This window comes from Saccharothrix sp. ST-888 (genome assembly GCF_000955975.1).
In the GTDB taxonomy this organism is placed as follows: domain Bacteria; phylum Actinomycetota; class Actinomycetes; order Streptomycetales; family Streptomycetaceae; genus Kitasatospora.
Genome location: NZ_JYJF01000024.1, coordinates 45,987 through 66,256, shown reverse-complemented (window position 1 = coordinate 66,256; position 20,270 = coordinate 45,987). Strand labels below are relative to the sequence as shown.

The following is a 20,270-nucleotide window of genomic DNA, read 5'->3' as shown; positions in this document are numbered from 1 at the left end:
CGTCCGGGTGCGGTGCGCCCAGCAGTCGCGCCACCGCTCCCCGTGCGGTCACCAGGTCGAATCCGGCTGCGGTCAGCACAGCCGCCGCCCGGTCCTGCGGCTGGCCGAGGACGCCGAGCAGCAGGTGCTCCGTCCCGATGAAGTCGTGGCGCAGCCGCCGCGCCTCCTCGCGCGCCAGGACCACCGTCCGCCGCGCCCCTTCGGTGAATCGTTCGAACATGCTCAGTCCTCTCCCGCCCCGAAACCCCGTCGGGCGTACTTCTTGTGCACCGCCTGCCGGCTGACCCCGAGGCAGGCCGCGATCTCCTGCCAGGACCAGCCCAACCCCCGCGCATTCCCGACCTGTAGGTCCTCCAGCCGATCGGCCAGGTCCCGCAGCGCCCGGACCGCCCGCAACCCCACCGCCGGATCCCGGCTGCTCGCATCTGCCGCGAGCTGCTTCGTGTCGCTCATGCCGTCAACCTAGGTTGACGTCGCCCATCTGTCAACCAAAGTTGACAGACAGCCGCACAGCCGCACAGCCGCACAGCCCTACAGCCCTACAGCCGCACGACTCAAAGGCGGATGCGGAGCAGGCTCGAAGACCGGCCACGACACGGGACGGCCGAACGCAAAAGGCGGGGCGAGGACTCGAAAGTCCTCGCCCCGCCCCGGAACCCACCCGTCAGGGTGGGATCAGCGGATGATCCGGAAGGGGATCAGCTGCAGCCGCTGGTGGAGCCGCAGCCCTCGCAGAGGTAGCAGCTGCCGGCCCGGCGCATCTTGGTGCCGCAGGAGAAGCAGAGCGGCGCGTCGGCGTTGAGGCCCTGCTGGATCTCCAGCAGCTCGGTGGAGTTGTGGGCCTTGGCCGGCGCGGTCTTCGGCTGCTCGGCCACCGGCTGCTGGACGGCGGCCGGCTGGATGGCGACCGGCGCGGACTGGGCCAGGCCCTCCACGTCGACGTCCTCGGCCTCGAGCGGCTCGTAGGAGCCGGTCTCCAGGTGGCGCTGGCGCTCCTCGACGGAGTGGATGCCGAGCGCGGACCGGGTCTCGAAGGGCAGGAAGTCCAGCGCCAGGCGACGGAAGATGTAGTCCACGATGGACTGCGCCATCCGCACGTCCGGGTCGTCGGTCAGACCGGCCGGCTCGAAGCGCATGTTGGTGAACTTCGAGACGTAGGTCTCCAGCGGGACGCCGTACTGCATACCGACCGAGACCGCGATGGAGAAGGCGTCCATCATGCCCGCGAGGGTCGAGCCCTGCTTGGACATCTTCAGGAAGACCTCGCCCAGGCCGTCGTCCGGGTAGGAGTTGGCGGTCATGTAGCCCTCGGCGCCGCCCACCGTGAAGGAGGTGGTGATGCCGGGGCGGCCCTTCGGGAGGCGCTTGCGGACCGGGCGGTACTCGACGACCTTCTCGACCGCCGGCGCGGCGGCGGTCTTCTCCGCGACCGCGGGGGTCTTGGACTTGGCCGAGAGCGGCTGGCCCACCTTGCAGTTGTCGCGGTAGATGGCGAGCGCCTTGACGCCCAGCTTCCACGCCTCGAAGTAGATCTCCTCGATCTCCTCGACGGTGGCGCTCTCCGGCATGTTGACCGTCTTGGAGATGGCACCGGAGATCCACGGCTGGATCGCCGACATCATCCGCACGTGGCCCATCGCCGAGATGGAGCGCTCGCCCATCGCGCAGTCGAAGACCTCGTAGTGCCCGGACTTCAGACCGGGGGCGTCCACCACGTTGCCGTGCTCGGCGATGTGGGCGACGATCGCCTCGACCTGCTCGTCCAGGTAGCCGAGGCGCTTGAGCGCCCGCGGCACCGTGCCGTTGACGATCTGCATCGAGCCGCCGCCGACGAGCTTCTTGAACTTCACCAGGGCCAGGTCCGGCTCGACGCCCGTGGTGTCGCAGTCCATCATCAGGCCGATGGTGCCGGTCGGGGCGAGCACCGAGGCCTGGGCGTTGCGGAAACCGTTCTGCGCACCGAGGCGCAGCACGTCCTGCCAGGTGTCGGTGGCGGCGGCCCAGACCGGGGCGTCCAGGTCGTCGTGCGAGCGGGAGGCCGCGTCGGCGTCCGCGTGCTGCTGCATGACCCGCTGGTGCGGGGCGGCGTTGCGGGCGTAGCCGTCGTACGGGCCGACCACACCGGCCAGTTCGGCACCGCGGCGGTAGGCGGTGCCGGTCATCAGCGAGGTGATGGCACCGGCCAGGGCGCGGCCGCCGTCGGAGTCGTACGCGTGGCCGGTCGCCATCAGCAGGGCGCCGAGGTTGGCGTAGCCGATGCCGAGCTGGCGGTAGGCGCGGGTGGTCTCGCCGATCTTCTCGGTCGGGAAGTCGGCGAAGCAGATGGAGATGTCCATCGCGGTGATGACCAGCTCGACGACCTTGGCGAAGGTGGCGGCGTCGAAGGAGTCGTCGTCGCGCAGGAACTTCATCAGGTTGAGCGAGGCGAGGTTGCAGCTGGAGTTGTCCAGGTGCATGTACTCGGAGCAGGGGTTGGACGCGTTGATGCGGCCGGACTCCGGGCAGGTGTGCCAGTGGTTGATGGTCGAGTCGTACTGGATGCCCGGGTCGGCGCAGGCCCAGGCGGCCTCGGCCATCTTGCGGAACAGCTTCTTGGCGTCGACGGTCTCGATGACCTCGCCGGTCATCCGGGCGCGCAGGCCGAACTCGGTGCCGTTCTCGACCGCCGTCATGAACTCGTCCGAGACGCGGACGGAGTTGTTGGCGTTCTGGTACTGGACGGAGGCGATGTCGTCGCCGCCGAGGTCCATGTCGAAGCCCGCGTCGCGCAGCGCGCGGATCTTCTCCTCCTCCTTCACCTTGGTCTCGATGAAGGCCTCGACGTCCGGGTGGTCCACGTCCAGGACGACCATCTTGGCCGCGCGGCGGGTGGCGCCACCGGACTTGATGGTGCCGGCCGAGGCGTCGGCGCCGCGCATGAAGGAGACCGGGCCGGAGGCGTTGCCGCCGGAGGAGAGCAGCTCCTTGGAGGAGCGGATGCGGGAGAGGTTCAGGCCGGCGCCGGAGCCGCCCTTGAAGATCATGCCCTCTTCCTTGTACCAGTCGAGGATCGACTCCATGGAGTCGTCGACGGCCAGGATGAAGCAGGCGCTGACCTGCTGGGGCTGCTTGGTGCCGACGTTGAACCAGACCGGCGAGTTGAAGCTGAACACCTGGTGGAGGAGGGCGTGGGTCAGCTCGTGCTCGAAGATCTCGGCGTCGTCCGGGCTCGCGAAGTAGCCGTTCTTCTCACCGGCGGCGCGGTAGGTGAGCACCACGCGGTCGATGATCTGCTTGAGGCTCCACTCGCGCTGCGGGGTGCCGACGGCGCCGCGGAAGTACTTGGACGTCACGATGTTCACGGCGTTGACCGACCAGAAGTCGGGGAACTCGACGCCGCGCTGCTCGAAGTTGATCGACCCGTCGCGCCAGTTGGTCATGACGACGTCGCGCCGCTCCCAGCTGACCTCGTCATAGGGGTGGACGCCAGGGGTGGTGTAGATGCGCTCGATCCGAAGGCCATCCTTGGGCGCCTTGGCAGCCCCCTTCACAGCCTTGTCGGACTTCGACCCGCGTGCGGAACCGCTCGTCGTGTCTGTCACTTCTTCTCCTCCTCCTGGGCAAACGCCCCGGATGCCCCGATGCTTCCGGGCATCGCTGGCTCGCTTTTCCTGGTGTGCGGGCAGCCGGAGATGTCGGCGGCCTGTGCACGGTATGTGGTGTTCTGCGCACCGTTTCCGGGCGCGCGTCGGCCCCGACGGACCGACTGGTGCCGACCGGCCGTACTAGGGCGCGGCGGCGACGGACGGCACGGCTTCGGCGCCGTCCGCACTGAAGGGCCGCTCGGCGCGGAGTTCCGCGATGGCGGCCTCGAAGTCTTCAAGATCGTCGAAGGCGCGGTAGACCGAGGCGAACCTCAGGTACGCGACCACGTCGAGCTCCTTGAGCGGACCGAGTATGGCCAGGCCCACATCGTGGGTCGAGAGCTCGGCACTGCCACTGGCCCGCACGCACTCCTCGACCCGCTGGCCGAGCTGGGCCAGTGCGTCCTCGGTGACCGGCCGGCCCTGGCACGCCTTGCGGACGCCGGAGATGACCTTCTCCCGGGAGAACGGCTCGGTGACACCGCTGCGCTTGATGACCATCAGGGTGGCCGTCTCCACCGTGGTGAAGCGGCGACTGCAGTCAGGGCACTGGCGACGGCGGCGGATCGAACTTCCGTCATCGCTGGCGCGGCTGTCCACAACACGGCTGTCCGGGTGCCGGCAGAAGGGGCAATGCATCCCGAGGACTCCCAAGCAAGCGTGACAGCAGACCCCCACACTCTACGCGATGAACGAGGGTGAACCACAACTTGTGGGCCCAGACGAGGACACTAGCCACTAGATCTAGGTCTGGAGGCTCGCCACGCCGCTACGAGTCGAGATCTTCACAGGGAGTGAAATAGACTGTCGTCATCGAACATTTAATCGATGTACACCCAAAGCCTTGATCGAGTCAGCCGACTCCGAAATAATTCACTCGAACGTGTGTTTGGCGCAACCTTTCGATAGGTGCACCAGTTGAGCTGAACAAGAGGGAGAACGCCTGTCGAGAAGAGGGGCCGCCATGAACACCGTCGAAACCAAGAGCAACTCCATCCCGGTGCAGGAGCGTTCCGAGCGCACCATGGATCAGCAGAGCGTGGACCACAGCATGAGCCGTAGCGAAGACCAGCGCCTGGCCGGTGCCGCCCTGACCGGTCCGGCCGGATCGGGCCGCCTCCCGGACCAGCCGATCGAACACGCCGTCGCCCCGGACAGCACGCTCGGCGTCGCGGCCCCCACCCGCTCGCTCCCCGGCCGCCCCCCCGGCATCCGCACCGACGAGGCCGGGCTGACGGAGCGCCAGCGCCGGGTGATCGAAGTGATCAGGGACTCCGTCCAGCGCCGCGGCTACCCTCCGAGCATGCGGGAGATCGGCCAGGCCGTCGGCCTCTCCAGCACCTCCTCCGTCGCCCACCAGCTGATGGCCCTGGAGCGCAAGGGCTTCCTCCGCCGCGACCCGCACCGCCCCCGGGCGTACGAGGTCCGCGGCGTCGAGGTCGCCCGGCCGAACACCGCCGAGGCCGCCGGCCGCCCCTCCACCTCGTACGTGCCGCTGGTCGGCCGGATCGCCGCCGGCGGCCCCATCCTGGCCGAGCAGACGGTCGAGGACGTCTTCCCGCTGCCCCGCCAACTCGTCGGTGACGGCGAGCTGTTCGCGCTCACCGTGCGCGGCGACTCGATGATCGAGGCCGCCATCTGCGACGGCGACTGGGTCACCGTCCGCCGCCAGCCGGTCGCCGAGAACGGCGACATCGTGGCCGCGATGATCGACGGCGAGGCCACCGTCAAGCGCCTCAAGCGCGAGGACGGCAAGATCTGGCTGATGCCGCACAACCCGGCGTACGAGCCGATCGTGGGCGACAACGCCACCATCCTCGGCAAGGTCGTCGCCGTCCTCCGCCGCCTCTAGCCCTCCGGGCCGGTCAGGAGACAAGGGAGCAGCGCCAACAGGGGCGCGGGGAACTGCGCGAGACGGAAGGTACCGAGCCGCACCGACCTCCCGGCGGGGAAGTTGCACCGCCCCACAGGGGCACGAGGTGCAACCGGCCCACCGGGCCCGGCTGACGGCGATCACCTTCCGATTCGCGCAGTTCCCCGCGCCCCTGTTGGCGCGCGCCAGGCGCGCTAGGCGCCGCGCTTGGCGACCGGCCGGATGGGCGGGGCCGAGGCGTCGATGGCGGCCAGTGAGCGACGCACCTGGTTGCGGTCGGTGGTGTACCAGAAGTCCGGCATCGAGGAGCGGAAGAAGCCGCCGTAGCGCGCCGTGGCCAGCCGGGGATCGAGCACCGCGACCACACCGCGGTCGTCGGCCGCCCGGACCAGCCGCCCGGCGCCCTGCGCCATCAGCAGCGCGGCATGGGTGGCCGCGACCGCCATGAAGCCGTTGCCGCCCGCCTGCTCGACCGCCTTCTGCCGGGCACTCATCAGCGGGTCGTCCGGACGCGGGAACGGGATCCGGTCCATCACCACCAACTGGCAGGCGGAGCCGGGCACATCGACGCCCTGCCAGAGCGAGAGCGTCCCGAACAGGCAGGTCTGCGGGTCGGCGGCGAACTCCCGGATCAGCTCGCCCAGGGTGTCCTCGCCCTGCAGCAGGATCCGGTTGTCCAGGCGACCGCGCAGTGCCTCGGCCGCCGCCTGCGCGGCGCGCATCGAGGAGAACAGGCCGAGCGTACGACCGCCGGCCGCACCGATCAGCTCCTCCAGCTCGGCCAGCATCTCCGGCCGGTCCGGCTCCCGGCCGGGCGGCGGCAGGTGCTTGGCGACGTACAGGATGCCCTGCTTGGGGTAGGCGAACGGCGAGCCGACGTCGATCCCGCGCCAGTACGGCGGGGTGTCCTCGCCCTGCTCCTGCGCGGGCTCGCCCTCGGTGCGGACGTCCGGCAGCCGGCCCTCCCCCGGGAGGCCGACCGAGGCGGCGACCCCGTTGAAGTCGCCGCCCAGCTTGAGGGTGGCGGAGGTCAGCACGACCGAGCGCTCCTTGTAGAGGTTCTCCCGCAGCAGGCCGGAGACGCTCAGCGGGGCCACCCGCAGCGAGGCCGGGCCGAGGCCGTAGCGGTCGGGGCGCTCGATCCAGACCACGTCGTACTCGGACCCCGTGAGCAGCCGGTCGGCCGTCTCGTGCAGGGACTCGGCGGAGGCCATCGCCTGCTTGCGGACCGCGTCCTCGTCGGTGAGCGCGCGGTCGCGGGTCTCGCCGAGCGAGGTGATGATCTGGCGGCAGGCGTCGCGGATCCCGGCGACCGCGAAGGCCAGGTACTCGGGCAGCTCCTCGACCCGGCCGACCTGCGCGGTCTCCATCAGGCCGTGGTAGTTCTCGGCGGCGGCCTGGAGGGCGTCCACCGCCTTCTCGTTGGCCAGTCGGGCCGCCCGCTTGACCGCCCGGTTGACCGCGCCGACCGTCAGCTCGGCGGTGGCCGCGCCGGTCACCCGGTTCACCAGCTCGTGCGCCTCGTCGACGATCAGCATGGCGTGCTCGGGCAGCACCGGCGCGCCCTCGATCGCGTCGATCGCCAGCATCGCGTGGTTGGTCACCACCACGTCGGCCAGCTTGGCCCGCTCGCGCGCCTGCTCGGCGAAGCACTCCTGCCCGTAGGCGCACTTGGTGGCGCCCAGGCACTCCTTGGAGGTGACCGAGAGCTGCGCCCAGGCCTTGTCGGAGACACCGGGCGAGAGGTCGTCCCGGTCCCCCGTCTCGGTCTCGTCCGCCCACTCGCGCAGCCGCAGCACGTCCTGGCCGAGCTTGCCGGTGGGACCGCCGAGGGCGTCCACCGGGTCGAACAGGCCCTCGCCCTCCTCGCTCGGGGTGCCCTCGTTGGCCCGGTGCAGGCAGAGGTAGTTGGACCGGCCCTTGAGCATCGCGTACAGCGGGCGGCTGCGTAGCACGGGGTGCAGCGCCTCCACCGTACGGGGCAAGTCCCGCTCCACCAGCTGGCGTTGCAGGGCGAGGGTGGCGGTGGCCACCACCACCCGGTCGCCGTGGGCGAGCGCGGGCACCAGGTAGGCGAGGGACTTGCCGGTGCCCGTCCCGGCCTGGACGAGCAGGTGCTCGCCGTGTTCGACGGCGTCGGCGACGGCCTCGGCCATCGCGGCCTGGCCGGGGCGCTCGACACCGCCGACGGCGGTGACGGCGGCGTGCAGCAGCTCCGGGACGAGGGCTCGGGAGACGGGCTCCGGGGCCTCGGGCGCGCCGGGCAGGGGCTGGGGTGCGGAGTCGTTGGTCATGGCACTCCAACCCTACGGCGCGGGAGTGACAGTCCGGTCCCGCCCGGCCAGGGCCTGGCTCGGCAGCGTGCTGGGGGCGCCCGGGTGCAGGGCGTTGTCGACCTGGCCGTGCACGGCGGCGTGCGGCCGCTGGGGGCGGTCGCGGTAGCCGTCCAGCAGCAGGCGGTTGCGGTTGAGGCAGAGGCGGTCGATCCGCGGGGTGAAGAGGTCGAAGAGCTTGAAGCGGTCGGCGAGCTCGGGGAAGCGGCGCTGGTGGGCCAGGATCCGCTCGCTCAGCAGGGTCCAGAACTCGTCCTCGGGCACGCCCAGCTGCCGCTCGACCAGCGGGGCGAGATAGCGGTAGACGCCGACGAAGAGGCCGGAGTGCAGGAACTGGCAGAGGTACTCGGGGGGTTCGCGGAGCAGGACGGCCGCCACCTCGGCGGGGAGGTCGGCGAGTTCGGGCAGGTCCTGGTCGGTGATGTTGACGTCGTCGACGAAGTCCTTGACGGCCAGGCGCACCGGGCGGTCGCACGCGTCGAAGACCACGATGGCGTTCTCGCCGTGCGGGGAGAAGACGGTGCCGTACTGGTAGAGGAAGTGCAGCAGCGGCGGCATCATCACGGCGAACAGCCGGCGCAGCCAGTCCCGGGCGGGCAGCCCGGAGCGGGCGACCAGTTCGGTGACCAGCGCGCGGCCGTCGGATCCGGTGGAGAGCAGCGCGGCCAGGGTACGGGCCCGCTCCCCCGGCCGCAGCCGGGGGCCCAGCGGTTCGCGCCAGATCGCGCCGAGCAGCTCCTTGTACTGGTAGGGGACCTCGGGCAGGTCGCGGTAGAGCGGGTGGTCCACCGCGACCGAGGCGATCTCGCCGAGCAGGATCACCCGGCACTCGTCGCGCAGGAAGGGGTCGTTGTCGCGCAGGCCGTGGATCCAGGCGGTGACGGCGGGGGCGGCGAGGGTGCGCTCGGTCGGCAGTCCCCGCCAGACCAGGGTGTTGAGGATGGAGAGCGGCAGCTTGACGGTGCAGCGCTCGGGGTGGCTGAGGTTGAAGAAGCTGCGGATGGACTGCTGGGGCAGCCGCAGGTTGCCGTCGCTGGGCAGCGGCACGATCAGCCCGGCGGCGATCTGCGGGGCGAACAGCGGGAGGATCACCTCGTCCCACTGCCAGGGGTGGACGGGCAGCAGGTGGTACTCCTCGGCCCGCTCGCCGAGGACCGCGCGGAAGTCCTCGGGGGCGTCCAGCTCGCGCCGGTAGAGGCCGGCCGGTCCCCGGTACTGGGCGAGGCTGCGGTGGACGGCGAGCCAGGGCAGCCGCTGCGGGGTGCGGGCCTCGGGGGCCCACTCGGCGGTGTCGCGGGCGGAGAACCCGATCCGGCCCTTGTTCGGGACGATCCAGGGGTGGCCGCTCTGCCGGCCCTCCAGCTCGACGTGGCCGAGGTCGGCGAGTTCGGCGGCGGTCAGTTCGGTGGCGAGCTGGCGGGTGTCGGCGAGCAGCGTGGCGGTGAGTTCGCGGAGCAGGTGGCCGAGGGTGTCCCCGGAGAGTCCGAGGGTGTGCCGGGCGTGCTGGAGAAAGCGCAGCGGGTCCGCCTCGGCGGTGGAGGTGATCGAGTCCGGGTCGACCTGCCAGCTGCCGTAGGCCCCGCGCCGGGCGGTGTACCGGTAGTCGGCGGTGGGGAGTTCCAGGCGGTAGCCGTCCGTCTCCGGTACGGGGGTGATCAGGTCCTCGTACGCGAACTCGCCGAGCATCTTGGCCAGCATCGCCCGGCAGGCCCGCTGCCAGTGCTCCTCGGTGAGCTGCGCAGGCCGATGGAGCAAGGGCCCCTCGCCCCCGATGTCGGGCGGGGAGGGATGGTCAGCGGGTTGGTGTTGCGGCACGGTTCCCCTCCTGGGGTCGTGGAAGGACGGCGGTGGCGGTGGGCGGGGCGAAACTGGTCCAGGCGGCGCGCGCGGGCAGCCGGTGCACGGTCTTGCCGGCCACGGCGTTGAGGATGACGGCCGCGCGGTGGGCGCCGAGGCCGAGGTCGGGGGTGCCGACGCCGTGCGAGTGCAGTTCGGCGTTCTGGACGTAGAGGCCGCCGGTCAGCCGGGGCTTGGTGGCCACCCGGTGGTCGAGGTCGACCCGGTAGCGGCCCTGCTCGTCCCAGTCGATCAGCTCGGCGATCGGGTCGAGGGCGGCCGGGCGTTCGGCGCGGTAGCCGGTGGCGAGGACGACGGCGTCGGTGCGGACGGTGTGCTCGGTGCCGGAGTCCAGGTGGCGGCAGCTCAGTTCGAAGCCGCCGCAGGGGCCGGCCAGGGTGTCGATGACGGCGGTGCCGGGGATGATCTCGACCGGGTCGGCGTCGATCGGGCGGCCGATGGTGCGCTCGTACAGGTGGTCGTGGATCTCGGCGAGGGTCTCGGCGCTGGCGGCCTTGTGCAGCTGCCACTGGGACTGGACCAGGCGGTCGCGGACGGCGGGGGCGAGGGCGTGGAAGTAGCGGGTGTAGTCGGGGGTGAAGTGTTCGAGGCCCAGCTTGGAGTACTCCATGGGAGCCAGCGCCCTGGTCCGGGTGAGCCAGCGCAGCCGGGTGCCGTCGCCGGCCCGGGTGCGCAGCAGGTCGAGGAAGACCTCGGCGCCGGACTGGCCGGAGCCGACCACGGTGATGTCCCGCGCCCCGGCCAGCGACCGGCGCTTGGTCAGGTAGTCGGCGGAGTGCCAGATCCCGGGGTTGCCGCGCAGCGCGGCGAACGGCTCCGGGTGGACGGGGCGGGTGCCGACGCCGAGCACCACGTTGCGGGCCCACACCCGGCCCGCCGAGGTCTCGGCCCGGAACAGCTCGTCCGCCGCCGACCAGTGCAGGGCCGTGACAGCGGTGGCGAAACGGCAGTTGACCAGCCGTTCGGCGGCCCAGCGGCAGTAGTGGTCGTACTCGCGGCGGGCCAGCTGGAAGCGCTCGGCGAAGTAGAACGGGAAGAGCCGCTGCTGCTCCCGCAGGTAGTTGAGGAAGGACCAGGGGTTGGTGGGGTCGACCAGCGAGACCAGGTCGGCCAGGAACGGGACCTGCATCCGCGCTCCGTCCACCAGCATCCCCGGGTGCCAGCTGAACTCCGCTCTGGCCTCGCAGAACAGCGAGCTGAGGCCGCCGACCTGGTCGGCCAGCGCGGCCAGGGACAGGTTGAACGGGCCGAGGCCGACCCCGAGCAGGTCGTACGGCTCGGGCTGCAGGTTGTCCATGGTGTCCAAGGGGGCTAGGAGCGGGTGCGGCGGCGGATCATCAGCGCCGCGCGCTTGGTGGGCAGGTCGAGTTCGGTGGCGCGTTCGAACCCGGCGTTCGCGAAGGCCCGGACGGAGCGCGTGTTGCGGACGTCCGGTTCGGCCAGGACCCGTCGGCAGGCGGGCCGGACGGCGAGGATGTGGTCGGCGAGGGCGGCCAGCAGGACGGCGCCCAGGCCCCGGCCGCGCGCGCCGGCCGCGAGCAGCAGGTGCACCCCGATGTCGTGGTGCCGGGCCGGGTAGTACCCGGCGAGCGGGTCACGGTCGGCGCGGTAGATCTCCCAGTAGCTCATCGGGAGTCCGTCGAGCAGGCCGAGGCAGGGCAGGCTGCGGCCGTCGCCGTCGAGCTGGGCGCGCAGGTGCCGTTCGGTGACCTCCGCCGGTCCGGCCAGCTCCCAGAAGTCGGCCACCTCCGGGTCGTTCATCCAGGCGGCCAGCAGCGGCAGGTCGTGCGGCAGCCGGACCGGGCAGAGCCGGAACTCCCCGGCGGCGGTCTGCACCGGCCCCCGTGCGGCGACCTCCGTCAGCCCCGGACGGGCGGCGCGGACGGCCCTCACCGGCTCGCGACCGGGTTGGGGATGTCCACGTACACGGACTGGGTGGCGACCGGGCCGACCAGTTCGTCCATCCCGTGCAGTCGGGTGAGCAGGTTGGCCTTGCAGTGCAGGAAGGGTTCGTCCAGCAGCAGTTCCGGCATGCCGGAGCCGGTGGCCGCCGCCTGCGGTCCGGCCAGGAAGCCGCGCAGGGCGGCCAGCAGCACGCCCTCGTCGGCCAGCCCCTGCGAGCCCAGGGCGCCGATCAGGCCGAGCACGTGGTTGATGCCGAGGTAGTACGCGAAGTGCTTGTCGATCACCTTGTCGTCGACGAAGGTGTCGCTGTGCGCGCCGATGCCGGGCAGCCGGGCGGCCAGCCGGGCGGCGTGCGAGGTGCGGAAGTAGTAGCCCTGGTTGTCGCGGTAGCGTCCGCCGACCGGCCAGCCGTCCTCGTCCAGCAGGACCAGGCTGTTCTGCTGGTGGGCCTCCAGGGCGATGCCCGCCCGGCCGTCCAGCCAGAGCACCGGGAGCACCATGGCGTCCAGGTAGCGCAGGAACCACTCGCCGGCGACCGTCTGCGTCGGACGTCCGCTGCGGACGGCCAGGCCGCGCAGCAGGTCGCCGAGCCGGGACGGCAGTCGGCTGCCCGCGCCGATCGGCCGCTCGGCGACCAGCCCGGCCACGCAGAACACCTGTTCGGCGGGGCCGAAGGGCTGGCTGCGCAGCACGGTGTCCAGGCCGTTCGGGTCGCCGAGCGCGGGGAGGTCGACGCCGATCCAGGCGGGGTCGCGGACGATGTCGAAGCCGGGGTGCACGGCCCGCCACTCGGCGCCGAGGCCGCTCTCCAGCAGCCGGTGCACCTCCACGCCCCGGTGCAGTTCCTTGCGCAGGTTCTCCCGGCGGGAGTTGGTGATCCGCAGGCCGAGCGAGAGCTTGAGCATCCAGGGCCGGCCCGGACGGCAGACCGTGCGGACGGAGGAAGTGGGGTGCCACAACTCCCCCTGTGCGCCGAGGTCGTGGAGCCGTCCGCACTCCAGCAGTCCGGCCACCTCCGGGCGCAGCGCCAACTCCCGCGCCTGCCAGGGGTGCAGTGGCAGGGCGGCGGTGCCGGGCGGCAGCAGGGAGCGGTCGCCGAGCAGGCGGGCGGTGAGGACGTCGGCGGGCACTCCGGCCGCCGAGTCGGCGGCGAGCAGCTCGCGGTCCACGGCGTACCAGTGCAGCCGGAAGGCGCCGTGCAGTTCGGGCGAGTAGGCGGCGCTCTGGGCCGGGCCCAGGCCGTCGCGGCTCTTCGGGGTCGGGTGCAGCGGGTGGCCGAGCAGCAGTGCCTGTTCGGCCTGCAGGAAGGGCCAGTCGGTCGCCTCCTCGGCCCGGCGGCGGTAGGCGAGCACGTCGGCGGTGCGGACCACGGAGTCGGCGACCCGGGCGGCGAGGTCGGCGATCTGTCCGGGGTCGGGCCGCTCGGCGGCGGCGCTGGCGACCAGCGCGGCGAGGGTGACCGCGTCGACGGGGGTGCCCTCGCCGCCCTCCCCCTCCAGGGTGGCCGGCCCGTCCAGGGTGGCGGCGCCGAAGCGGTGCCAGCCACAAGCCGACCAGTACCGTACGGGCGCTGCCAGCCGGGCCGCGCCGCCCAGGACCGGGATCCGCAGCAGCCCGTCGGGCCCGGGTGCCGCCCCGGTCTCCCGGACCCAGCAGCGCAGCAGGCTCTCCACGGCGGCGTGCTCGGCGGCCACCGCCGGATCGGGGTGGAGCAGCGGGTCGGGGGCGGCACTCTGGCGGGGGAGGCCGGCGGGCGGGGCTCCGGTGAGGGCGGTGCTCAAGGCTGCTCCTTGGGGCGCGTGGGGCTGCGGACGCGAGCGGTCGCGGGCGCGGGGAGTCATGGGGGTGCGCGGGCCGCGCGGCGCGCCTCCGGCAGGCGACAGGTAAGGGGTACCTACCCCTGACGGGTGATCACAAGATCGGCTCACTCGTTCCGGTGAATACCGCCAGATCACTCATCCCTGGGGGTGAGTGATCTGAGGTACTGGCCGACGGACCGGCGCCCGGGTCACGGATCGGTGACCATCGGTCGGTCCGGGCAACCAGGGGTCGGCGGTGCCCGTCATGCTCCGGGGTGGGAGACTCACAGGGCCCGGTGTGCGTTCCCGGGCCGCTCGACCGGAGAGCCACGGGGGGAACGGCTATGTCATCGATACGTCGTACGGCCTGCGCTGCGCTGGCCGCGGCAACGCTGTTCACGGTCGCCGGGTGCGGCAGCGACGGGGGGAGGACCGCCGCGCCGGCCGCGAGCGACTCGGCCTCCGCCGGGCCCGGCGGCAAGCTGCACCTGCCGTCCGGCCTGCCCTCGGGCCTGCTGGACGGGCTGCCGAAGAGCTGGGACGAGCTCAAGAAGTGGAAGTACGACGACTGGGACCGCTGGGCGTCCAAGCACGTCTTCAACAATCCGGTCGTCCGGGACCTCTGGAACCCGGAGAAGATGAAGAGCGCCCAGCCACAGCAGCCCGAGCCGGTCGCCACCCAGCCGCCGGCCGACGCCGGGGTGACCGACCCCGATCCCGCGCCGGTCCAGGCGGTTGCGGTGCCCCGCCCGTACACCAGGTACGCGGCCTCCGGGAAGGTCTTCTCGACCGCGCCCGGCGGCGGCACCGGCCAGTGCTCGGCCACCGTGGTGGCCGACCCGGCGCACCCGGGGAAGAGCAACCTGGTCTGGACCGCCGGGCACTGCGTGCACGAGGGCAAGGGCGGCGACTGGTTCAAGAACATCATCTTCGTTCCGGCCTACAACAGTTCGGGCGCGGCCGGCTCCGGCCACAAGGCCGCACCGCAGGACGTCGCACCGCTCGGCATGTGGTGGGCCGACAACGTCATCACCTCGCCGCAGTGGACGGCCGAGGGCGGCCACAGCGGGAACGCGGCGAACCAGTACGACTTCGCGGTGCTGAAGGTGCACAACCCGGACGGGAACGGCAGGTCGCTGGAGGAGACGGTCGGCACCGCGCTGCCGGTCTGGTTCGACGCGCCGCGCGACCAACTGTCCATCTCCGCCTGGGGCTACCCGGCGGTGAAGCCCTTCGACGGGCAGGAGCTTGACCGGTGCGACGGCGGAAAGCCGGCCCGGCTCTCCTTCGACCCGAAGCGGCCGTCGATGATGACCATCGGCTGCACCATGACCGCGGGTTCCAGCGGCGGCGGCTGGTTCGCCACCATGCCGGACGGCCGCCAGGCCCTGGTCAGCAACACCTCGATCGGCACCCTGGACCACACCTCGCTCAGCGGTCCGTACCTGGAGGGCGTGGCCAGGCAGGCCCTCGACTACATCGGCAAGAAGTGACCACCGGGCGGCAGTTGACCGCTCGTATCAGTACACGGGGAACCCTCATGAACACCACCACGCACGCCACCAGCACGCGCCGCCGTGCCGGGCTGACCGCCGCCGTCGCCACCGCGCTGGCACTGACCGCCACCGCCTGCGGCCCGGACGACAAGGGCGGCTCCTCCCCGCAGGCGGCCGCCTCGCCCTCGGTGACCGCGACCGCCAGTGCCGGCAAGGGCGGTCTCGACCTGGCCAAGGCCCTGCAGAACCTCAAGAACTGGAGCGCGGACGACTGGGCCAAGTGGGCCCAGTCGCACGGCTTCAAGCCCGAGGCGATCAAGGGCTTCTGGGACCAGGCCAAGATGGAGGCCGCCAAGGGCATGGAGAACCAGGAGGCGGGCATCCAGTCCAGCCGGACGGCGCCCGAGAACGACCCGCAGCCGACCGTGATCCAGGCCAAGCCGCAGGCACACCCGTACACGCCCGGCACCGCCGTGCTCGGCAAGATCTTCATGACCGTCAGCGCGGACGAGGCCGCGGTCTGCTCCGGCACCGTGATCAGCGACCCGGCCCACCCGGGGAAGAGCAACCTGGTCTGGACGGCGGCCCACTGCCTGCACGGCGGCAAGGGCGCCGACTGGTTCAAGAAGATCAGCTTCGTCCCCTCCTTCAACCGCAGCGGCGCCGCGAGCAACGGCAGGCGCGTCACCGAGCAGCAGGTCGTCACCCCGTACGGCGTGTGGGACACCGACTACGCGGTGGTCCCGCCGCAGTGGACCGAGGAGGGCGGCGAGCGCGGCGGCCCGGTCAGCCAGTACGACTTCGGGGTCATCCGGGTGCACAACGAGGACGGCAGCGGCCGCTCGCTGGAGGAGACCGTGGGCAGCTCGGTCCCGGTCTGGTTCAACGCCCCGCGCAACCAGATCACCGGGGTCTCCGCGTACGGCTACCCGCAGGCCGCGCCGTTCGACGGCCGCGAGCTGGAGCACTGCGACTCCGCCGTCCCGCCCGCCCGGCTCTCCTTCGACGCCGGCCGCCCGACCATGTACAACATCGGCTGCACGATGACCGGCGGCGCCAGCGGCGGCGGCTGGTTCGTCACCAGGAACGGCAAGCCCGCGCTGATCAGCGAGAACTCGATCGGTCCGCGCCCGGCGGGCTGGATGGCCGGTCCCTCGCTGGGTGACGAGGCCCAGTCGGTGTTCAACTACATCAGCAGCAAGCAGAACTGAGCACACGCCGAGGGCCCCGACCGCCCGATGGGACGGTCGGGGCCCTCGGCCCGTCTGCGGGGGTCAGCTCTGCGCGACGACCGCGAAGCGCCCCAGCTCGGCCGCCAGTTCGGCGGAGACCTTGGCGCGCAGCAGCGTCCCGTCACCGGTGTGCTCGGTGTCGAGCAGCTCGCCCTCGGCGTGCACCCGGGAGACCAGGTCGCCCCTGGTGTACGGCACCAGGGCCTGGACCTCGATCGCGGGGCGCGGCAGCTCGTCGTCGATCAGCTGCAGCAGCTCCTCCATACCGAGACCGGTACGGGCCGAGACCACGATGGCGTGCGGCTCACGGCGCAGCAGGCGCTGCAGGACGTGCGGATCGGCGGCGTCGGCCTTGTTGATCACCACGATCTCCGGCACGTTCTGTGCCTCGACCGAGACGACCACCTCGCGGACGGCGGCCAGCTGGGTCTCCGGCTCGGGGTGCGAGCCGTCCACCACGTGCAGGATGAGGTCCGCGTCGGCGACCTCCTCCATGGTCGAGCGGAACGCCTCGACCAGGTGGTGCGGCAGGTGCCGGACGAAGCCGACGGTGTCGGCCAGGGTGTAGACCCGGCCGCTCGGGGTCTGCGCCCGGCGCACGGTCGGGTCCAGGGTGGCGAACAGCGCGTTCTCCACCAGCACGCCCGCGCCGGTGAGCCGGTTGAGCAGCGAGGACTTGCCCGCGTTGGTGTAGCCCGCGATGGCGACGGAGGGGACCTGGTTACGACGGCGCTCCTGGCGCTTGGTGTCGCGGCCCTTCTTCATCTCGGCGATCTCCTTGCGGAGCTTCGCCATCTTCTCGCGGATCCGGCGCCGGTCCGTCTCGATCTTGGTCTCACCGGGACCACGGGTGGCCATACCGCCGCCGGAGGAGCCGGAGCCGCCACCACCCATCTGCCGGGAGAGCGACTGACCCCACCCGCGCAGTCGCGGCAGCATGTACTGCATCTGCGCGAGCGAGACCTGCGCCTTGCCCTCTCGGGACTTGGCGTGCTGGGCGAAGATGTCCAGGATCAGCGCCGTCCGGTCGACGACCTTGACCTTGACGACGTCCTCGAGGTGGATCAGCTGGCCCGGGGTGAGCTCACCGTCGCAGACGACGGTGTCGGCGCCGGTGGAGGCGACGATGTCGCGCAGCTCCAGCGCCTTGCCGGAGCCGATGTAGGTCGCGGCGTCCGGCTTGTCACGGCGCTGGATCACGCCGTCGAGAACCTGCGAACCGGCCGTCTCGGCCAGTGCGGCGAGCTCGGCCAGGGAGTTCTCGGCCTCTTCCGCCGTGCCGTCCGTCCACACGCCGACGAGTACCACCCGCTCCAGGCGGAGCTGGCGGTACTCGACCTCGGTGACGTCCTCGAGCTCGGTGGAGAGACCGGCGACACGACGCAGTGCGGCACGCTCGCTGCGGTCGTACTGCTCGCCGTCGAAGTGCTGGTCGAGGTCCTCGTCGATCGCCGCGAGGTCCTCGTCCATGAGGGCTTCCGCCTTCAGGCCGGCGAGCCGACGAGCGGACTCACTGGAATTGCTGCGGCTGTCGAACGTGGAGGTCATCTCATCCTTTGCATGTCGGGAGGGCCGGTGCGCAGCCTTGCGCACCCCGGAGCCTGCCCAGAATCCCGCCTCTGCTATCGGACGACGGTGGTGAGCTACCCCTGCAGGCCATGGTCTGCACCGGCACTACTGCGTACCGGTGAACGCCGTGGACCGGCCGTGAATTCCCCTGAATGGTCGCATGCCGGACGTGGGCGGGTCATCCCCATTTCGCCTCGGCAGCCCCGCCCGGTAGACGTCGTACACCCCGGAGACCCGCAGCATCGCCCGCATCACCAGGGGCAGCGTCTCGGGGGTGGGCAGCTCGACGGTGTAGCTGTGCCGCACCCTCAAGTCCTGCGGGGGCTCCACGGCGGCCGAGACGATGCCGATGCCCTCGGCCGACATCACGGCGGTCAGGTCGGCCAGCAGCCGGGGCCGGTTCAGCGCCAGGGCCTCCAGGGTGACCCGGAAGCCGCAGGGCGGACAGACCCCGGCCACCCAGACCGGCGCCAGCGGGCTGCGGCCCGCCCCGCGCAGCCGCTCCTCCGCCGGGCAGCCGACCCGGTGCACCGCGAACGCGCCGCCCCTGATCTCGTACCCGACCACGTCGTCCGGCGGCACCGGCGTGCAGCAGCGGGCCAGGCGCACCGGCACGCCCGAGCGCCCCGGCACGGCCACCGGGGAGCGCTCGCCGCGGGCCGCGGCGGGGGCCGGCGGGACACCCGGCGGCCGCTCCGCGGGCGGACCGGCGGGCGGAGCCGCGGCGGCGCCCGGGACACCGGCCGGGTGCTCGGCCAGCCAGCGCTCGATGGCGAGCCGGGCCGCCGGCGTCCGGGCGCACTCCAGCCACTCGGGCGCCGGCCCCGAGGGCTCGCCGCCCGGCCCCGGCCCCGCCTGCTCGGTGAGGACGGCCAGCACGTCGCCGTCCCGGAGCACCGTGGAGAGCGCGACCAGCCGGCCGTTGACCCGGGCGCCCAGGCAGCGGTGTCCCGTCCCCTCGCCGAGCAGGTACGCCGCGTCCACGCAGCTGGCGCCGGCGGGCAGCTGGAGGGTCACGCCGTCCTCGGTGACGGCGGTGATCTCGCGGTCGGCGGTGAGGTCGGCGGTGAGGGCGGACCAGAAGGTGTCCGGATCCGGGGTCTCCTGCTGCCACTCCAGCAGTCGGCGGAGCCAGCCGGGGCGGGCCGGATCCGCCCCCTCGGTCCGCTCCGAGTCGCCGGGCTGACCGCCCGGGACCAGCGGGTCCCCCAGGGCGACCACGCCGAACTCGGCCACCCGGTGCATCTGCCGCGTCCGCACCAGCACCTCCACCACCTCGCCCCCGGGCGCCGAGACGGCGGTGTGCAGGGACTGGTAGAGGTTGAACTTCGGTACCGCGATGAAGTCCTTGAACTCGCCCGGCAACGGTGTCCAGCAGGTGTGCAGCTCGCCGAGGACGGCGTAGCAGTCGGCGTTCTCCTCGACCGTCACCAGCAGCCGGCCGAAGTCGGCGGGCTGCAGCCCCTGCGGCAGGCCGTCCGGACCGGCGGCGGCCGCGCGCTTGAGCAGGATGCGGTGCACCGAGACGCAGTGCCGGGCCCGGACGGTGACGCTCGCCGTCACCCCCGACTCGGCCAGCTGGCGGGTGAGCGCCTGGGCGAAGGGCTGGAGCAGGCCGTCCGGCTCCGCCTCGTGGGCCGCCACCAGGGCGCGGGTGCGGGCGTGCTCCTCCGGGTGCAGGGTGGCGAACACGATGTCCTCCAACTCGGCCTTCAGCACCTGGATTCCGAGCCGCTCGGCCAGCGGGATCAGCACGTCCCTGGTGACCTTGGCGATCCTGATCCGGCTGGCGGGCTTCATATGGCGGATCGTCCGCATGTTGTGCAGCCGGTCGGCCAGCTTGATCACCATGACCCGCACGTCGTCCCCGGTGGCCACCAGCATCTTGCGGAAGGTCTCGGCCTCGGCGGCGGCACCGAAGTCGACCTTCTCCAGCTTGGTGACACCGTCGACCAGATACGCCACCTCGGGACCGAACTCGGCGCTGACCTGGGCCAGCGTCATCTCGGTGTCCTCGACCGTGTCGTGGAGCAGCGAGGCCACCAACGTGGTGGTACCCGCCCCGAGTTGGGCCAGGATCATGGTGACGGCGAGCGGGTGCGTGATGAACGGCTCGCCGCTCTTGCGGAGTTGACCCCGGTGGCTCGCCTCGGCCGTCCGGTACGCCCGGCTGAGCAGGGTCAGGTCGGCTTGCGGGTGGTGGCGGCGGTGCGCCTCCACGATCGGCTCGATCGCGTCGGGGACCGGCGTACGGCCGGTGGCGAGCAGGGCGGCCCGCCCGGCCCGGCCGAGCGCGGCGCGACCGAACGAGGCCCGGTTCATCCGCACGGGCGGGCCGGGGGGCTCGTCGTGACGGCCGACGACGTGCTGGCCGATCGGGGGTAGGCCTACTGCTGACTGACCGGTCAGGGGCCGGCCCGCGTCGATGGTCATCTGCACCTCCGGCAGCGATCACCGGAGCGGCTCCCGACCCCGGTGGTCCATGCTACCGAGCACAACACGTTCCGCGATGCCTTGCTTCCCACCCGTCACCGAGATCACCCGATCGGGCGGATTCAGCCGTCCCGTAACGGGGCAAAGCGG

At 72.0% G+C, this 20,270-nt stretch carries 14 protein-coding genes; 3 read left to right on the top strand and 11 right to left on the bottom strand.

The features are described from left to right. The 4 genes from UK12_RS11450 to nrdR form a co-directional block, all read right to left on the bottom strand. On the bottom strand, positions 1–220 hold a 220-nt coding region (locus UK12_RS11450), incomplete at its 3' end, for a Clp protease N-terminal domain-containing protein (protein WP_045302500.1). Positions 221–222: 2 nt separating this feature from the next. Next, positions 223–453, bottom strand: coding sequence for a DNA-directed RNA polymerase sigma-70 factor (locus UK12_RS11445; protein WP_045302498.1), 231 nt, complete (start codon positions 451–453; stop codon positions 223–225). 245 nt (positions 454–698) lie between these two features. Continuing rightward, positions 699–3,530 carry a vitamin B12-dependent ribonucleotide reductase gene (locus UK12_RS11440; RefSeq protein WP_231591153.1) on the bottom strand — a complete coding sequence of 944 codons (2,832 nt, stop codon included), beginning with the start codon at positions 3,528–3,530 and terminating at the stop codon, positions 699–701. Positions 3,531–3,764: 234 nt separating this feature from the next. After that, positions 3,765–4,262, bottom strand: coding sequence for a transcriptional regulator NrdR (gene nrdR, locus UK12_RS11435; protein ID WP_045302494.1), 498 nt, complete (start codon positions 4,260–4,262; stop codon positions 3,765–3,767). 571 nt (positions 4,263–4,833) lie between these two features. Between nrdR and lexA the strand changes: the two genes are divergently transcribed. Beyond that, on the top strand, positions 4,834–5,475 hold the full coding sequence (gene lexA / locus UK12_RS11430; RefSeq protein ID WP_231591152.1) for a transcriptional repressor LexA: 642 nt from the start codon (positions 4,834–4,836) through the stop codon (positions 5,473–5,475). Positions 5,476–5,690: 215 nt separating this feature from the next. On the opposite strand, the gene UK12_RS11425 is transcribed toward lexA, so the two are convergent. From UK12_RS11425 to UK12_RS11405, 5 genes are read right to left on the bottom strand one after another with little or no spacing between them, the layout of a single operon-like run. Further along, positions 5,691–7,790, bottom strand: a complete 2,100-nt coding sequence (locus UK12_RS11425) for an ATP-dependent DNA helicase (RefSeq protein WP_045302490.1) — start codon at positions 7,788–7,790, stop codon at positions 5,691–5,693. A 12-nt stretch (positions 7,791–7,802) separates the two neighbouring features. Next, positions 7,803–9,584: an IucA/IucC family protein gene (locus UK12_RS11420; RefSeq protein ID WP_045302488.1), complete on the bottom strand. Its 1,782-nt coding sequence runs from the start codon at positions 9,582–9,584 to the stop codon at positions 7,803–7,805. A 37-nt stretch (positions 9,585–9,621) separates the two neighbouring features. Then, positions 9,622–10,983, bottom strand: a complete 1,362-nt coding sequence (locus tag UK12_RS11415) for a lysine N(6)-hydroxylase/L-ornithine N(5)-oxygenase family protein (RefSeq protein WP_045302521.1) — start codon at positions 10,981–10,983, stop codon at positions 9,622–9,624. 14 nt (positions 10,984–10,997) lie between these two features. Continuing rightward, complete coding sequence (locus UK12_RS11410) at positions 10,998–11,579, bottom strand: GNAT family N-acetyltransferase (protein WP_045302486.1); 582 nt, start codon at positions 11,577–11,579, stop codon at positions 10,998–11,000. Further along, positions 11,576–13,372, bottom strand: a complete 1,797-nt coding sequence (locus UK12_RS11405; RefSeq protein WP_231591149.1) for an IucA/IucC family protein — start codon at positions 13,370–13,372, stop codon at positions 11,576–11,578. Before UK12_RS11405 ends, UK12_RS11410 begins: the two co-directional genes overlap by 4 nt. 362 nt (positions 13,373–13,734) lie before the next feature. Between UK12_RS11405 and UK12_RS11400 the strand changes: the two genes are divergently transcribed. Together UK12_RS11400 and UK12_RS11395 are read left to right on the top strand one after the other, a co-directional pair. Further along, positions 13,735–14,883: a hypothetical protein gene (locus tag UK12_RS11400; RefSeq protein WP_045302482.1), complete on the top strand. Its 1,149-nt coding sequence runs from the start codon at positions 13,735–13,737 to the stop codon at positions 14,881–14,883. Positions 14,884–14,930: 47 nt separating this feature from the next. Further along, on the top strand, positions 14,931–16,097 hold the full coding sequence (locus UK12_RS11395) for a trypsin-like serine peptidase (protein ID WP_045302481.1): 1,167 nt from the start codon (positions 14,931–14,933) through the stop codon (positions 16,095–16,097). A gap of 63 nt (positions 16,098–16,160) precedes the next feature. Here UK12_RS11395 and hflX read toward each other — a convergent pair whose 3' ends face one another. Both hflX and UK12_RS11385 read right to left on the bottom strand, forming a co-directional pair. Then, complete coding sequence (hflX, locus tag UK12_RS11390) at positions 16,161–17,588, bottom strand: GTPase HflX (protein WP_197084755.1); 1,428 nt, start codon at positions 17,586–17,588, stop codon at positions 16,161–16,163. Positions 17,589–17,792: 204 nt separating this feature from the next. Then, positions 17,793–20,120, bottom strand: a complete 2,328-nt coding sequence (locus UK12_RS11385) for a RelA/SpoT family protein (RefSeq protein WP_197084750.1) — start codon at positions 20,118–20,120, stop codon at positions 17,793–17,795. Positions 20,121–20,270: the final 150 nt, after the last annotated feature.

Coding starts and splice junctions, on each gene's coding strand:
- UK12_RS11395 (WP_045302481.1), top strand. CDS start 14,931: ATGAACACCACCACGCACGCCACCAGCACGCGCCGCCGTGCCGGGCTG.
- UK12_RS11415 (WP_045302521.1), bottom strand. CDS start 10,983: ATGGACAACCTGCAGCCCGAGCCGTACGACCTGCTCGGGGTCGGCCTC.
- nrdR (WP_045302494.1), bottom strand. CDS start 4,262: ATGCATTGCCCCTTCTGCCGGCACCCGGACAGCCGTGTTGTGGACAGC.
- UK12_RS11385 (WP_197084750.1), bottom strand. CDS start 20,120: ATGACCATCGACGCGGGCCGGCCCCTGACCGGTCAGTCAGCAGTAGGC.
- UK12_RS11445 (WP_045302498.1), bottom strand. CDS start 453: ATGAGCGACACGAAGCAGCTCGCGGCAGATGCGAGCAGCCGGGATCCG.
- UK12_RS11400 (WP_045302482.1), top strand. CDS start 13,735: ATGTCATCGATACGTCGTACGGCCTGCGCTGCGCTGGCCGCGGCAACG.
- UK12_RS11425 (WP_045302490.1), bottom strand. CDS start 7,790: ATGACCAACGACTCCGCACCCCAGCCCCTGCCCGGCGCGCCCGAGGCC.
- hflX (WP_197084755.1), bottom strand. CDS start 17,588: ATGGACGAGGACCTCGCGGCGATCGACGAGGACCTCGACCAGCACTTC.